The sequence below is a fragment of the Streptomyces sp. NPDC037100 genome (assembly GCF_055606225.1).
Window position 1 is genome coordinate 192,880 of the sequence record NZ_JBVJSX010000012.1, and the last position, 14,164, is coordinate 207,043.

At 72.8% G+C, this 14,164-nt stretch carries 11 protein-coding genes; 4 read left to right on the plus strand and 7 right to left on the minus strand.

Annotated features, from left to right (window positions below; all coding sequences use genetic code 11):
- Window positions 1–7 precede the first annotated feature (7 nt).
- Both ACZ7EG_RS32805 and ACZ7EG_RS32810 read right to left on the minus strand, forming a co-directional pair.
- On the minus strand, window positions 8–4,339 hold the full coding sequence (locus tag ACZ7EG_RS32805; protein WP_471086952.1) for a hypothetical protein: 4,332 nt from the start codon (window positions 4,337–4,339) through the stop codon (window positions 8–10).
- On the minus strand, window positions 4,336–4,866 hold the full coding sequence (locus ACZ7EG_RS32810) for a hypothetical protein (RefSeq protein WP_471086955.1): 531 nt from the start codon (window positions 4,864–4,866) through the stop codon (window positions 4,336–4,338). Before ACZ7EG_RS32810 ends, ACZ7EG_RS32805 begins: the two co-directional genes overlap by 4 nt.
- 91 nt (window positions 4,867–4,957) lie before the next feature.
- Here ACZ7EG_RS32810 and ACZ7EG_RS32815 point away from each other — a divergent pair, with 91 nt between their 5' ends.
- Complete coding sequence (locus tag ACZ7EG_RS32815) at window positions 4,958–6,181, plus strand: 4-hydroxybenzoate 3-monooxygenase (protein WP_471086957.1); 1,224 nt, start codon at window positions 4,958–4,960, stop codon at window positions 6,179–6,181.
- Window positions 6,182–6,411: 230 nt separating this feature from the next.
- On the opposite strand, the gene ACZ7EG_RS32820 is transcribed toward ACZ7EG_RS32815, so the two are convergent.
- Window positions 6,412–6,771, minus strand: coding sequence for an ArsR/SmtB family transcription factor (locus tag ACZ7EG_RS32820; RefSeq protein WP_391250974.1), 360 nt, complete (start codon window positions 6,769–6,771; stop codon window positions 6,412–6,414).
- 63 nt (window positions 6,772–6,834) lie between these two features.
- On the opposite strand from ACZ7EG_RS32820, the gene ACZ7EG_RS32825 reads away from it, so the two are divergent.
- A complete protein-coding gene (locus ACZ7EG_RS32825) occupies window positions 6,835–7,899 on the plus strand; it encodes a cation diffusion facilitator family transporter (RefSeq protein WP_471086960.1) in 1,065 nt (354 codons plus the stop codon).
- An 8-nt stretch (window positions 7,900–7,907) separates the two neighbouring features.
- Here ACZ7EG_RS32825 and ACZ7EG_RS32830 read toward each other — a convergent pair whose 3' ends face one another.
- On the minus strand, window positions 7,908–8,480 hold the full coding sequence (locus ACZ7EG_RS32830; protein ID WP_471086963.1) for an XRE family transcriptional regulator: 573 nt from the start codon (window positions 8,478–8,480) through the stop codon (window positions 7,908–7,910).
- 97 nt (window positions 8,481–8,577) lie between these two features.
- Here ACZ7EG_RS32830 and ACZ7EG_RS32835 point away from each other — a divergent pair, with 97 nt between their 5' ends.
- A complete protein-coding gene (locus tag ACZ7EG_RS32835; RefSeq protein WP_471086965.1) occupies window positions 8,578–9,435 on the plus strand; it encodes an EamA family transporter in 858 nt (285 codons plus the stop codon).
- 10 nt (window positions 9,436–9,445) lie between these two features.
- Here ACZ7EG_RS32835 and ACZ7EG_RS32840 read toward each other — a convergent pair whose 3' ends face one another.
- Window positions 9,446–10,243 carry an acyltransferase gene (locus ACZ7EG_RS32840; protein WP_471086968.1) on the minus strand — a complete coding sequence of 266 codons (798 nt, stop codon included), beginning with the start codon at window positions 10,241–10,243 and terminating at the stop codon, window positions 9,446–9,448.
- A gap of 112 nt (window positions 10,244–10,355) precedes the next feature.
- Here ACZ7EG_RS32840 and ACZ7EG_RS32845 point away from each other — a divergent pair, with 112 nt between their 5' ends.
- Entirely contained in the window at window positions 10,356–10,883 is a 528-nt protein-coding gene (locus tag ACZ7EG_RS32845) for a gamma carbonic anhydrase family protein (RefSeq protein WP_471087189.1), read from the plus strand.
- A gap of 77 nt (window positions 10,884–10,960) precedes the next feature.
- On the opposite strand, the gene ACZ7EG_RS32850 is transcribed toward ACZ7EG_RS32845, so the two are convergent.
- Complete coding sequence (locus tag ACZ7EG_RS32850; RefSeq protein ID WP_471086971.1) at window positions 10,961–11,599, minus strand: DedA family protein; 639 nt, start codon at window positions 11,597–11,599, stop codon at window positions 10,961–10,963.
- A 69-nt stretch (window positions 11,600–11,668) separates the two neighbouring features.
- Window positions 11,669–14,053 carry a phosphoketolase family protein gene (locus ACZ7EG_RS32855; protein ID WP_471086974.1) on the minus strand — a complete coding sequence of 795 codons (2,385 nt, stop codon included), beginning with the start codon at window positions 14,051–14,053 and terminating at the stop codon, window positions 11,669–11,671.
- Window positions 14,054–14,164 lie beyond the last annotated feature (111 nt).

Genomic DNA, 14,164 nt, shown 5'->3' on the forward strand with positions numbered 1-14,164 from the left:
GCCCCGGTCAGTCGCCGAGGGCCGTACGGACACCGTCGATCGACGGCATGTCCGTGCGGCCCCGCGCCGAAACGCAGGCCACGGCACGCCGCAGGCCCCGGTGGAGCAGCAGCGGAGCGTCCGGCCCCAGGGCTTCGAGGAGCGGGGCGACGGCGTTCTCCAGCATCGCCGTCGCCATGGCCCAGCCGTCCGCGGTACGGTCGTACAGCAGCCGCAGCGCGGTTGCGGGAGACCTGCCCAGGAGGATGGCGAACAGCTCGCGCAGCACTTCGTCACGCTCCACGCGTTCCCAGGGATTGTCCGAGAGCGCGAGCGTCCGCTCCAGCAGGTTCTCCGCGTCGACCAGGCCGGCCGTGGCCGGGGAGCGGGCCAGTTGCAGCAACGTCACCGCGTACTGGGCGGCTTCGGCCCGTTCCGCCGCGGCCACGACGTCGGCGCACAGCTCCGCTACGGCCGGGTGGCCCGCACCGTGGATCTCGGCCGCGCGGGCCACCAGCGCCGCCACGGCCGGAAGCCTCGGCGAGTCCAGCAGCGGCCGCACCCGTGCGGCGCCGGCCTGCGGGCCGAAGAGAGCCATGTCCACGTAGGCCGCGTACAGCGCGTCCTCCAGGACCGGCAGGGACTCGACGGCCGGGGGCGCCCCGGCCGCGGTCACGATGCACTCGTTGGCGATGGCCGGGGCGAGCATCACACCGGTGAGCAGCGGCCCGTGGATGTCCGGGGGCATCCCGAGCAGGGAGCGGTGCGCGTAGGCGAACGGCGGGTACGGCTGCCGGCCGGCCACCGCGTCGAAGGCGTAGCGGCGGGAGGCATCGGCGCCGAAGGCCAATTGGAACATGTACAGCAGGTACGGGTTGCCGTCGGCGCCGAGGAACTCCATGGCCCGGTCGGCCTCCCACGGCACGATCCGCACCGCGGCCTCGAATCTGCTGCGGTGGTCGGGGCGCACATAGGCCAGGGGCCCGTCCTGCTCCTGCGGCAGGTTCCACTCGTACCGGGGTATCTCGGCGTACGCCTGTCCGAACTCGGCCCACAGCCGGTCGGCCGCCGCCCGGTCCGCTCCTGCGGCGGTCCCGAAGAGCCCGGCGAGTCCGACGACTCGCTCGCCGGGATCGGTCAGGGCGTGCACGAGCGTCCGGGCTCGGTCCGGGTCCCGTACGGCGACGGCCTCGGCGAAGCAGCGGATCGTACGGGCCCAGGAGTACGGGTGCCCGACCGACCAGGTGCCGGGCGCCATGGCGCGCAGGACGTCCGACGGATCGCGGTGGAAGCGTTGTTCGACGAGCCGGCGCCAGTCGTTGGTGTGGTTGACCACCATGGGCATCTCGGCCACGGGACCGCCGACGGTGTTCCCCCGGGCCACGCCACCCCCTTCTCCCGCCAGGTGGTAGAAGCCCCACATCGGCGGGTCGGCCACGGGCGGCACCTCCTCGGCGGCGTGCAGCGCCTCGTCCAGGAGCGAGCGGGCCATGGCCAGGTCGCCTGTGTCGGCGCGCCGGTGGGCGACGAGCGCGAGGGTCGAGTAGCGGTCCTTGAAGGGCGGCTGCCACTCGGTGGTGGCGATCGCGCGGGCGTAGGCCACGGCCCGCTCCGGGGCACGGCCGGCCAAGGCCTCGGCGAGGGTCTCCAGGTCCCCGTCGTGGTGCAGTCGGCTGAACATGTCCCGAGACGACGGCTCGGGGGGAACCCGAGCGCAGGTGGCGTCGATCAACGCCGTCGCCGCCTCGCCGTCGAAGGTGGCGAGTACCTTCGCGGCCTTGTTCGTGTACCAGACACCGTTGCCGAAGCCCAGGACCCGGTCGATCAGCCGGTGCGCGGCAGGGACGTCACCGAGGGCCGCCCAGGTGCGTGCGGCGTGGAAGAAGGCGTCGGTGACCAGGCCCGTCACCTCCACGGCCTCCAGACGGCGCAGCAGCTCTCGCGACAGCGCCGGGAACGGTCCCGCGGCGTGTTCGGCCGCCTCGGCCACCGCCTGGGCGAGCGCACCGTCCTCCCCGGGCCAGGCTTCGGCCAGTTCCCGCAGCGCCTGCTCGGCGAGGCGGTCGGCGTGTTCGGGTCGCGTGGCCCGCAGCGTCCCGGCGAGGCGTACGAAGGACGTCAGCCGCTCCGCGGGAGCGGCGTGGCGCAGGGCGCGCCCGGTCCACGCCAGCAGCTCGTCCCGGCCAGCGCCGTGGGCCCGGTCCGCGAGGTCGAGGTAGGCGCCACAACGCCCGGAGCTCATCCCCGCCACGAGTTCGATGGCGTCGCCGTGGTCGGCCTCGTCGGCCGCGGCACGCAGCACGTCGTCGGGCGGAGCCGGTTTCCAGGCCTCGCGCTGGGTCCGCTGCCAGAGGTGAAGGGCCAGCCGCAGGTCGTGGGGAGCGAGCCTGCGTGCCGCCTCCTCCACGAAACCCCGCACGGAGTCGTGTGTGTCGAGCGGCGCCACGGACGCGGCCTCGCCCAGCAGTTCGCGCACGGCCGTCCGGCGCACCGGATGCGCGGTGTAGCGGTGCACCTCGAGCAGGGCGGCCACCTGCTGCCCGGACGGCGCCAGCGCGCTGAGCCGCGTCATGGCCTCGTCGACCCGGCCGAGCCGGGCCAGCAGCCCGTACACGGCGGGCGCCGCCATGGAGGTCGCCCGCCGTAACTGACGCCGTACCGTGGCGAGGAAGAGCACCGTCGGGGTGGCCGACGGTGTGGGAGCGCCGTCGAGCAGGTGGTCGGCGGCCGTCTCGACGACCCTGGCGAAGTACCGGTCGGAGCCGAACGCGGCCCGGCCGGCCAGGCGCAGCCCCGGGCACACCAGGTCCGGCACCTCGGCGGCGATCGCGGGCCGGCACTGGACGAGATGGTGAGCGAGGTGGGCCAGGCCGTACCGGTCCACCGCCGGCCAGTCGACGTCCGCCCAGGACGGGGCCCCGGCGCGGTAGTGGCGCACGATGCGCTCGTGCCACTCCTGTTCGGCGACGCCCCAGTCGGGGTTCTCCCGGGTTACCTGAGGGTCCGTCAGAAACTGGGCGACGGACGGGTGGTAGAAGGCGTATCGGCCGTCCCGGACCGACAGCAGCCAGCGGATCCGGCTCAGCACCGAGTGAACCGCCCGAGGCCAGACCCGGATCCCGGCCAGGGTGCGCAGTTGTTCGGGTGTCAGTGGCTCGCGCGCTACGGTCAGGACGCCGAGGAGAGGCTGAGCGGCTCCCTCCCAGGCGGGAGTGACCAGGTCGGTGGGGGTCAGGGGGTCGCTGATGTCGAGCATGCCGAGGCGTTCGAGGTCCGCGCGCGCGGTTTCGACGAAGAACGCGTAGAGGCCGTGGAGGCCGTCCGGCACGGCGTCGGCGTTGGTCAGGCGGGCGGTGAGCGGTGAGTCGTCCTCCTCGATCGCCCGGTGCAGGGCCTGCAGATACATCGCCACGTACAGGAAGTTTCCGCTCGCCTGCCGCACGAGTGCGCGGGCGAACTCCACCGGGTCACGTCCGTTCGCGCGCAGCGCCTTCGCGGTCGTCTCCGGGGCCAATTGCTGGTCGGCGTAGGCAAGCAGGTCGTCCCGCACCTGCGGCGACAGCGGGTCGATGGTGATCTCGGCGAGGCTCCCGCCGCGGGCGGAGCGGAGCCGGTCGAGCGCGGCGTGCGGGCGCGAGGTGACGACGACCCGTACGTTCGCCGGGAGTTGCGGGCCCGTGGCGAGCCAGTCGAGCAGGGTCGGGCCGGGATCGTGGGCGCCTTCGTCGAGGGCGTCGACGAGGATCACGATCCGCTCGTCCGGCGCGTCGGACAGCAGCACCTGCGCCGGACCGGTCAGCGCCAGGTGGGCGAGGACCCCCGGTTCGAGCAGTCGCGGCTCCACGGTCGTGGTCCCGATCTCGACGCCCAGGGCGCTGCCCGAAACCCGGAGGATGTCCTGTTCGACGCGTAGGGACGCGGTCCGGTGGAACGGGGAGGAACGCAGGTCGTCGATGCGGATGCCGACCGCCCTGGCTCCCGCCTCCACCGTCCCGATGCGCTGGTCGACGGTGACTTCCAGCCGCTGCGGCTCGAACAACTCCGGTCGCAAACGGGCCAGTTGGTGACCGATGGTGAGCAGGAACGACTGGAGGTCGCTGCCGGCGAGCGCGGTCCGGCTGTCCTTGCGGATGAAGTAGTGCTGCCACTCGGGGTGAGCGCGGGCCAGGCCGGCGAGCAGGCTGGTCTTGCCCGCCCCCGGTTCGCCCGTGACGAGCACGATGCGTGTGGTGGCGTCCGAGAGGCCCCGCTCGATGTCGCCCGTCAGCCAGGGGCGCGGTACGAACGCCGTGGCGCGGTCCGTGATCAGGTCCTGGAAGTGCAGCCCGGGACCGCTACTGCCGGCACCCGTGGCCGTCACCGCTGGTCGCGGAGGTCGACGCCGATCGCCTCGCCACCCGCTTCGACCCGCCCGGCCCGGATGTCGCCCTTGATCCACCCCGAGGGCCGGTCGGCCCGGACGGCCGCGACGTAGCCGGCGACGGCGTCGACGTCGATCCGCCCGTGGGTGCGCGGCACGTCCTGCGCCCCTGTCTCCCCGTCGAACGTCACGGCGATGCCGTACACGGCCTCGAGGACGCGGCGCAGGGCGTCGACGCGCCGGACCAGCGCTTCGTCCGACGGGTCGATCTCGTCGACTCCGGAGGCGACTTCGTGCAGATCGGCGCGCAGCGCGCGCAGTTCCCCGGAGAACCGCTCCACAGCGGCGGGGTCGGCCGCGGGCAGGACGGCCGGTTCGGCGACGACGGCCGGGGTGTCCGCGGCGGACCGCTCCGCGCGGCGTTCACGGCGGGCTCTGAGCAGCTCGCCCGCCTGGTCGTAGAGGAATCTGACGCCCTCGGTGAGGGCCGCGGCGGACAGCGCCGCGAGGGGGAGCAGATCCGTCATGGCGGCAACCGATCCTCGCTGTCGTCAGGGCCCTCAACATTACCGCTGCGGCCCCCTCCTCGCTCGGGGCGCAGGCCGACATAATGTGCGGGTGACTCCGCCGGCCCCTCGCACCGACTCGTCGCCCCAGCACCGCGTTCCGGTTGTCGTCGTGGGCGCCGGTCCGGCGGGGCTGACCGTCGGCAACATCCTGCGGGCCGCGTCCGTGGAGTGCCTGGTGCTGGAGTCGGAGACCCGCGAGTTCATCGAACAGCGGCCCCGCGCCGGGGTCATCGAGGAATGGGCCGTACGGGGCCTGGAGAAGCGGGGCCTCGCCCGGAACCTGCTCGACCGCGCGGAACTGCACACCGCGTGCGAGTTCCGCTTCGACGGGGAGCGCTACCGCTTCTCGTACAGCGAGCTGACAGACAGTCACCACTTTGTCTATCCGCAGCCATTGCTGGTGACGGACCTGGTGCGCGAGTACGCCGACGTCCGCGGCGGTGAAGTCCGTTTCGGAGTCAGGGACGTTGAGCTGCACGACGTCGACAGCGACCGGCCGTCGGTGTCGTACACCTGCTCCGAGACGGCTGAACGCCGGGTGGTGTACTGCGACTTCGTCGCCGGGTGCGACGGGGCACGCGGGGCGACCCGGGCCGCGCTTCCTCCCGAGCGGATCCGGATAGCGCGGCACGACTACGGCATCGGCTGGCTGGCCCTGCTCGCCGAGGCGCCACCGTCCGCCGACTGCGTACTGTTCGGCTGCCACCCGCGCGGGTTCGCCGGCCAGATGCCCCGCAGCCCGGAGGTGACCCGCTACTACCTCCAGTGCCCGCCGGGCGACGACCCGGACCACTGGCCGCACGAGCGCGTCTGGTCGGAGCTCCAGCAGCGGCTCGGGGCGGCGGGCGCGCCCCCGCCGGCCGAGGGGCGGCTGATCGAGAAGCGTGTGCTGGACATGCACGACTACGTGGTCGAGCCGATGGTGCACGGCCGGCTCCACCTCGCCGGTGACGCGGCCCACCTGGTCGCCCCCATCGCCGCCAAGGGCATGAACCTCGCCCTGCACGACGCCTTCCTGCTGGGCGACGCCCTGGTCGCCCGGCTGGCCACGGGCGACGACAGCGGTCTGGCCGGCTACGAGCAGGCGTGCCTGCGGCGTGTGTGGGACTACCAGGAGTTCTCGCAGTGGCTGTCCGAGGTGTTCCACGGGGCGGCGGCGGGCGACCCGTTCCGCGCGGGCACCGCGCTCGCCCGGCTGCGCCGCCTGTTCACCTCGCCCGCCGCGGCGGCCGCCTTCGCCGAGCAGTACCTCGGGACGGCGGCGCGTTACTGAGCGAGGCGTACCCGTCGGGACGGCGGCGCGTTACTCAGCGAGGCGTACCCGTCGGGACGGCGGCGCGTTACTCAGCGAGCCGCACTCGCCGGGACGGCGGCGCGTTACCAGCGAGCCGCACTCGCCGGGCCCGCGGCGCGTTACCAGCGAGCCGCACTCGCCGGGCCCGCGGCGCGTTACCAGCGAGCCGTACTCATCGGGACGGCGGCGCGCCACCGAGCGAGCCGTGCTCAGTCGTGCAGGGGGCGGTCGCTGAGCCGGTGGTCGGCCACGTTGAGCGCCTCGTCGACGAGCCGGCGCAGATGACCGTCGCGCAGTGAGTAGATCACCCGGCGGCCCTCCTTGCGCGTGTTCACCAGGCCCGCCAGGCGCAGTCGCGCCAGGTGCTGGCTGACGGCCGGCCTGGCCGCCCCGCATGCCTCCGTGAGCGTCGTGACGTCGGCCTCTCCCCCGGTCAGCGCGTGCAGCAGGGCGAGCCGGGTCCGGTCCCCCAGCAGAGCGAGGAGCTCCGCGGCCAGTGCGAACTGTTCCTCGCCCGGACTGCGCGGATGCGCATCGTGTGCAGATGACAGGTGCATGCGTGCGCTCATACGCACATAATGGCGCCACGGCAGGGGTACGTCCACTCCCGCGCGCACCGGAAGGGGATCCACGTGAGCGAACGGCACGAGCACACCCACTCCCACCAGCATGGCCACGACCAGGGTCACGACGACGGCCACGGCCACCGGCACGGTCTGCGCCACCGGATGGGCCACCTCCTCACCCCGCACTCGCACGAGACCGCCGACAAGGTCGACTCCGCCCTGGAGTCCTCGGCGCGCGGGATGCGGGCACTGTGGGTCTCGCTCGCCGTGCTCGGCGTGACGGCGCTGGCCCAGGCGGCCGTCGTGGCCGTCTCGGGGTCGGTGGCACTGCTCGGGGACACGGTGCACAACACCGCGGACGCGCTGACCGCCGTCCCGCTCGGCATCGCCTTCGTACTGGGCCGGCGCGCTGCCACGCGCCGCTTCACGTACGGCTACGGACGCGCCGAGGACCTGGCCGGACTCGTCATCGTGCTGACGATCGCGGCGTCCGCGGTCTTCGCGGGCTGGACGGCCGTGGACCGGCTGCTGGATCCGCGCCCGGTCGAACACGTCCCGGCGGTCGCCGTGGCCGCTGTCGTCGGCTTCGCCGGAAACGAGTGGGTGGCCCGCTACCGCATCCGCGTCGGCCGCTCCATCGGCTCGGCCGCGCTGGTCGCCGACGGTCTGCACGCCCGAACCGACGGCTTCACCTCCCTGGCCGTACTGCTGGGCGCCGGCGGTTCGGCCCTGGGGTGGCAGCCGGCCGATCCGATCGTCGGGCTGGCGATCACGGCGGCGATCGTCCTGGTACTGCGGGACGCGGCCCGGGAGGTGTTCCGCCGGGTGATGGACGCCGTCGACCCGGCCCTGGTGGACCGGGCCGAGCGGGCCCTGACCGAGGTGCCCGGGGTGCGCGGGGTGGGTGAACTGCGGCTGCGCTGGATCGGGCACCGGCTGCGCGCCGAGGTGGCGGTCGTGGTGGACGGCGAGGCGACGGTGCGCGAGGCCCACCGCATCGCCGTGGACGCCGAGCACGCGCTGCTGCATGCGGTACCGCGCCTGACCGCGGCCCTGGTGCACGCGGACCCGGAGCCGGCCCCGGGCGAGAGCGACCCCCATCTGCCGCTGGCCCACCACATGGCGGCGTAGGTCAGGGCTCAGGTCACGGGTGGCACCGAGACGGCCATGACCATCTCCATGGGGGCGTCGCCGGTGTTGCCGTAGATGTGCGGGACGTTGGCCTCGAAGTGGACGCTGGCGCCCGCGGGCACGCGGTGCTCGACTCCGTCGACGGTGAGGGTCAGTTCGCCCGCCGTGACGTGGAGCAGTTCGGTCGTGCCGGCGGGGTGCGGGTCCGACGGACTGCTCTCGCCGGGCATGAGCCGCCAGTCCCACATCTCCAGCGGGCCGGGGGCCTCGGTGCCCGCGAGGAGCCGGTTGTAACTGCCGGCGTCGGTGTGCCACAGCCGTACGGCCTGCTCGGCCGGGACGATGCGGACGTTCGGGCCCTGCTCGTAGTCGAGCAGGGTGGTGATGCTGACGCCGAGTGCGTCGCCGATCTTGACGACGGTGCCGAGGCTGGGGTTGGTGCGGGCCTGCTCGATCTGGATGAGCATGCCGCGGCTGACGCCGGCCCGGGCGGCGAGCACGTCCAGAGTGAAGCCGCGCACCGCGCGCCAGTGCTTGACGCTCCGCGCCAGGGACTGGGTCAACAGGTCGAGGTCCGACACGTTCCGTCCAATATTCTGTATGACACAGTACAGCGTACTGCACTATGGTGTGGTTGACCTGATCGTTCACTGCACTGTACTGCGAGGTATCCGTCCCATGACAGCGCTCTTCGCCCTGGCCACCAGCCTGTTGTGGGGGCTGGCCGACTTCGGCGGTGGCCTGCTGACCCGGCGCACGCCCGCCCTGACGGTGGTCGTGGTCTCGCAGTCGATCGCGGTGGTGGTGCTCGGTGCCGTCGTGGCGGCGACCGACGGCTGGAGCGAGGCGGGGCCGCAGCTGTGGTTCGCCGTGGCGGCCGGGCTGGTCGGACCGGTGGCGATGCTCGCCTTCTACAAGGCGCTCGCGCTCGGCCCGATGGGCGTGGTCTCGCCGCTGGGCTCCATCGGTGTGGCCGTGCCGGTCGGGGTGGGCCTGGTGCTGGGCGAGCGCCCCGGCCTGCTGCAGTTCGTCGGCATCCTGGTGGCCGTCGCCGGTGTGTGCCTCGCCGGCGGTCCGCAGTTCCGTGGCGCCCCGGTCCAGCGCCAGGCCATCGCCCTGACCCTGCTCGCGGCGTTCGGCTTCGGCGCGGTGATGGCGCTGATCGCCGAGGCGTCGACGACACTGACCGGCCTGTTCCTCGCCCTGTTCGTCCAGCGGGTGACGAACGTCGCCGCAGGCGGCCTTGCGCTGTACGTCTCGGTGCGGCGCGGATCGCCCGCGCTCCCCGCGGACGGCTTCCCCTGGCGCTCCCTGCCCGCCCTCGCCTTCGTCGGTCTCGCGGACGTCGCCGCGAACGGCACGTACTCGATCGCCGCGCAGCACGGCCCGGTGACGGTCGCCGCCGTGCTGGCCTCCCTGTACCCGGTGGTGACGGCCGTGGCAGCGCGGGGCGTCCTGCGTGAACGACTGCGGGCGGTACAGGCAGCGGGAGCCGGGCTCGCCCTGGTGGGGACGGTACTGCTGGCGTCGGGCTGAGCCCGACGGTTCAGGAACCAGGCTCCAGCTGGGCGAGATCGGCCGCCGTCTCCTCGTCCAGTTCGGCGAGCCGGGCCGCCGTCTCCTCGTCCAGGTCCGACAGCGCGCGGAGCTGCTCGGGGGTGACGCCCTCCGGTATCGGCACCGGCGCGGGGGTGCGCAGCGGTGGCTGCCAGCCGTCCGCGGGAGTCCAGCGGCGTACCACCCGGGCGGGCGCGCCGGCCACCACGGCGTGGTCGGGCACCGTGCCCCGCACGACCGCGCCCGCGGCCACCACGACGTTCCGTCCGATCCGTGCGCCGGGCAGGATCACCGCACCCGTGCCGATCCAGCAGCCCGGCCCGATCTCCACCGGCTCCATCCGCGGCCACTGCTTGCCGATCGGCTCGTGCGGGTCGTCGTAGGAGTGGTTGGTGGACGTGACGTAGACGTACGGACCGAAGTAGCAGTCGCTGCCGATCGTGACCGTCGTGTCCGCGATGACGTGGCTGCCGCGGCCCAGGACGACCCCGTCGCCGATGCGCAGGATCGGGTCCGGCCCGAGGTCGAGGTCGGGCATCAGGCCCGCGGTGAGGGTGACTTGCTCGCCGATGATGCAGTGGGAGCCGAGGTGGATCCAGGGTTCGCCGAAGACCGTGCCGAGCGGGAAGGCCAGTCTGGTACTCGTTCCCATCGCGCCGAAGCGGTAGCGGCCGGGGTGCTCGGCGGTGACGGAGCCCGTGCGCTGCAGCCAGGACCAGCCCGCGTGGACGGCGCACTGTGTGAGGCCCCGCCGCCAGGATGAGAACGTGTTCTTGCGCTTCGGCACGACCTCACGGTACTCAGCGGTAGCTCCGCCCGCGGCGTCGGAGGCCTGTGATCTTCGCCCCACCGGGTGGCGTACGGTTTGCGCGTTGTCTACGACGTTCCTGGAGGCGGACATGGCGCAGCGGGCGATGATCACGGGGATCGGCGGCAGGGAGCCGGAGATCCATCAGACGGCGTTCGTGGCGCCCACGGCGTCGGTGATCGGGGGCGTGGTGTTGGGGGCGGGGGCGAGCGTCTGGTACGGGGCCGTGGTGCGCGGCGACGTCGAGGCGATCTCCGTGGGGGCCAGCAGCAACGTCCAGGACAACTGCACCCTCCACGCCGATCCGGGCTTTCCCGTGAGCGTCGGTGAGCGGGTGAGCATCGGACACAACGCGGTGGTGCACGGGGCGACGGTCGAGGACGACTGTCTGATCGGCATGGGGGCGACGGTCCTGAACGGCGCCGTGATCGGGGCCGGTTCGCTCGTCGCGGCACAGGCGCTGGTACCCCAGGGCATGGTCGTGCCGCCCGGGTCACTGGTGGCGGGGGTTCCCGCGAAGGTCCGGCGGGAGCTGTCCGAGGAGGAGCGGCAGGGCATCACCCTCAACGGCACGATGTACGCCGAGTTGGCGAAGGCGCATCGGGATGTGCACGCGTAGGTGGTGCGGCGGGAGCGGCGTCGCGGGGACCGGTCGCGCCACGCGGCGGAGCCGCACAGGGGCACGGCCCCGCGCCCCTAGGGAACCTGCGGTTCTGCCTCTTCCAGGTTCTGGCCGGCCTTCTTCGCCTTGCGCTTGATCACCAGCATGGACGTGAGGCCCACCAGGACCGCCGCCACCAGGCCCAGCCACGAGAAGCGCTTCAGCCAGGACTCCGCGACGATGCCGACGTAATAGATGACCGCCGTCGTGCCGCCCGCCCAGACGATGCCGCCGAGGACGTTGGCGATGAGGAACTTCCAGTACGGCATGCGGAGCACACCGGCCAGGGGGCCGGCGAAGATGCGGAGCAGGGCGACGAAGCGGCCGAAGAAGACGGTCCACATGCCCCACTTCTCGAAGGAGCGCTCGGCGGTGGCGATGTGGCCCTCGCTGAAGTGCTTGGGGAACTTGTTGCCCAGCCAGGCCAGCAGGGGCCGCCCGCCCTTGCGGCCGATGGCGTAGCCGATCGAGTCGCCGATGATCGCGCCGGCCGTGGCGCTGGCGCCCAGGACGACGGGGTCGATCTCGCCGTGCTGGGACGCGAGCAACGCCGACGAGACGAGGATGATCTCGCCCGGCAGCGGAATGCCCAGACTTTCCAGGCCGATGACCAGCCCGACCAGCGCGTATACGGCGACCGCGGGTACGGTTTCGAGCCACTCCTGGACGTGCAACGCCGGTTCCTTTCCCTCAGCTTCCCTGCGACCGGGAAGCCTACCGGCTTCTAGGACGTCCCTCGGGGCTCAGGCGTTCCAGCTCCACTCGGCGACCTCGGGCAGGTCGGTGCCGTGCTCACGGATCCAGGCGTGGTGGCGGGTGCGGGCGTCGGCCATCCGCTGGCGCACCGCCGTGGCACGGACCGCGAGGCCGGGGACGCGGTCGATGACGTCCATGACCAGGCGGTAGCCGTCGAGGTCGTTGCGGACCACCATGTCGAACGGCGTGGTCGTGGTACCGGCCTCCTTGTAGCCGCGCACGTGCAGGTTCTGGTGGCCGGTGCGGCGGTAGGCCAGGCGGTGGATCAGCCAGGGGTAGCCGTGGTAGGCGAAGATCACCGGCTTGTCGGTGGTGAACAGGCCGTCGTACTCGAAGTCGCTCATGCCGTGCGGGTGCTCCCCCTGGGGCAGCAGCCGGGCGAGGTCGACGACGTTCACCACCCGGACGGACAGCTCGGGCAGGTGGCGGCGCAGCAGGTGGGCGGCGGCCAGGGTCTCCTGGGTGGGGACGTCACCGGCGCAGGCCAGCACGACATCGGGCTCGGTGCCGTCCTCCGTGCCCGCCCACTCCCAGATGCCGGCGCCCCGGGCGCAGTGCACACGGGCCTCGTCCATGGACAGCCAGTCGAAGCAGGGCTGTTTCCCCGCGACGATCACGTTGACGTAGTCGCGGCTGCGCAGGGCGTGGTCCGCGACGGAGAGCAGGGTGTTGGCGTCCGGCGGCAGGTAGACCCGGACGACCTCGGGGCTCTTGTTGAGGACGTGGTCGACGAAGCCGGGGTCCTGGTGGGAGAAGCCGTTGTGGTCCTGCCGCCACACATGGGAGGTCAGCAGGTAGTTGAGGGAGGCGATGGGGGCCCGCCAGGGCAGCCTGCGCGAGGTGCGCAGCCACTTGATGTGCTGGTTGACCATGGAGTCGACGATGTGCACGAACGCCTCGTAGCAGGAGAACAGCCCGTGCCGGCCGGTGAGCAGATAGCCCTCCAGCCAGCCCTGGCAGAGGTGTTCGGAGAGGATCTCCATCACCCGGCCGTGCCGGTCGAGGTGCTCGTCCACGGGCAGGGTGCCCGCCTGCCAGGCCTTGCCGCTGGCGCCGTACACGGCCTGCAGGCGGTTCGAGGCCGTCTCGTCCGGGCCGACGAGGCGGAAGTCGCGGCGGTCGGCGGTGTCGCGCATGATCCGGGCGAGGAGGTCGCCGAGGACCCGGGTCGGCTCGTGCATCGTCGTGCCGGGCTTGTCGACGGGCACGGCGAAGTCGTCCAGGGACGGGATGGGGAGATCATGGACGAGCAGGCCGCCGTTGGCGTACGGGGTGGCGCCGAGACGCCTGGTGCCCTCGGGGACGCAGGCGAGGACGTCCGCGACCGGGCGGCCCTCGGCGTCGAACAGCTCCTCGGGCCGGTACGAGCGCAGCCAGGACTCCAGCTGCCGCAGATGCTCCGGGTTGTCGCGGACGCCGGACAGCGGCACCTGGTGGGCGCGCCACGTGCCCTCGACCGGCTCGCCGTCGACCTCGGCGGGGCCGGTCCAGCCCTTGGGGGTGCGCAGCACGATCACCGGCCAGTGCGGGCGCTCCGTCACGCCGTCCTCGCGGGCGGCGCGCTGGGCCTCGGCGATGCGGTCGAGCGCGGTGTCCATGGCCTCGGCCATGGCGCGGTGGACGGTGGCCGGATCGTCGCCGGCGACGTGGATCGGCTCGTGGCCGTAGCCGCGCAGCAGCGCGTCGAGCTCTTCCTGCGGGAGGCGGGACAGCACGGTCGGGTTGGCGATCTTGTAGCCGTTGAGATGCAGGATCGGCAGGACGGCACCGTCGTGAACGGGGTCGAGGAACTTGTTGGCGTGCCAGGACCCGGCGAGCGGTCCGGTCTCCGCCTCGCCGTCGCCGATCACGCAGGCCACGAGCAGGCCCGGGTTGTCGAGGGCGGCGCCGTAGGCGTGGGCGAGGGAGTAGCCGAGTTCGCCGCCCTCGTGGATCGAGCCGGGCACCTCCGGGGCGACGTGGCTGGGCACGCCGCCGGGGAAGGAGAACTGCCGCATCAGCAGCTCCATGCCCTGCGCGTCCCGGGAGGCGTCCGGGTACTTCTCGCTGTAGCTGCCCTCCAGCCAGGCGTTGGCGAGGACCGACGGCCCGCCGTGGCCCGGGCCCCAGACGCACAGGGCGTCGAGCCCGCGGTTCTTGATCACCCGGTTGAGGTGGGTGTGGACGAGGTTCAGCCCGGGTGAGGTGCCCCAGTGGCCCAGCAGCCGCGGCTTGATGTGCTCGGGCTGCAACGGCTCGGTGAGCAGGGGGTTCGCCAGCAGGTAGATCTGACCGGCCGCCAGGTAGTTGGCGGCCCGCCAGTGGGCGTCCAGCGTGCGCAGTTCCTCGTCGGTCGGCGCGGTCCTGCTGTCCTGGCGCGGGGCCTCGGGCATGGGTGACTCCCTGGGTTCTGCGGGCGGACTCAGGAGGAGTACCAGTTTGTTCCGGTTCGATGCCAGGCGCCTGCCGGCCATCCGCAGTCCGCGGCCGCACTCCCGCGGCCT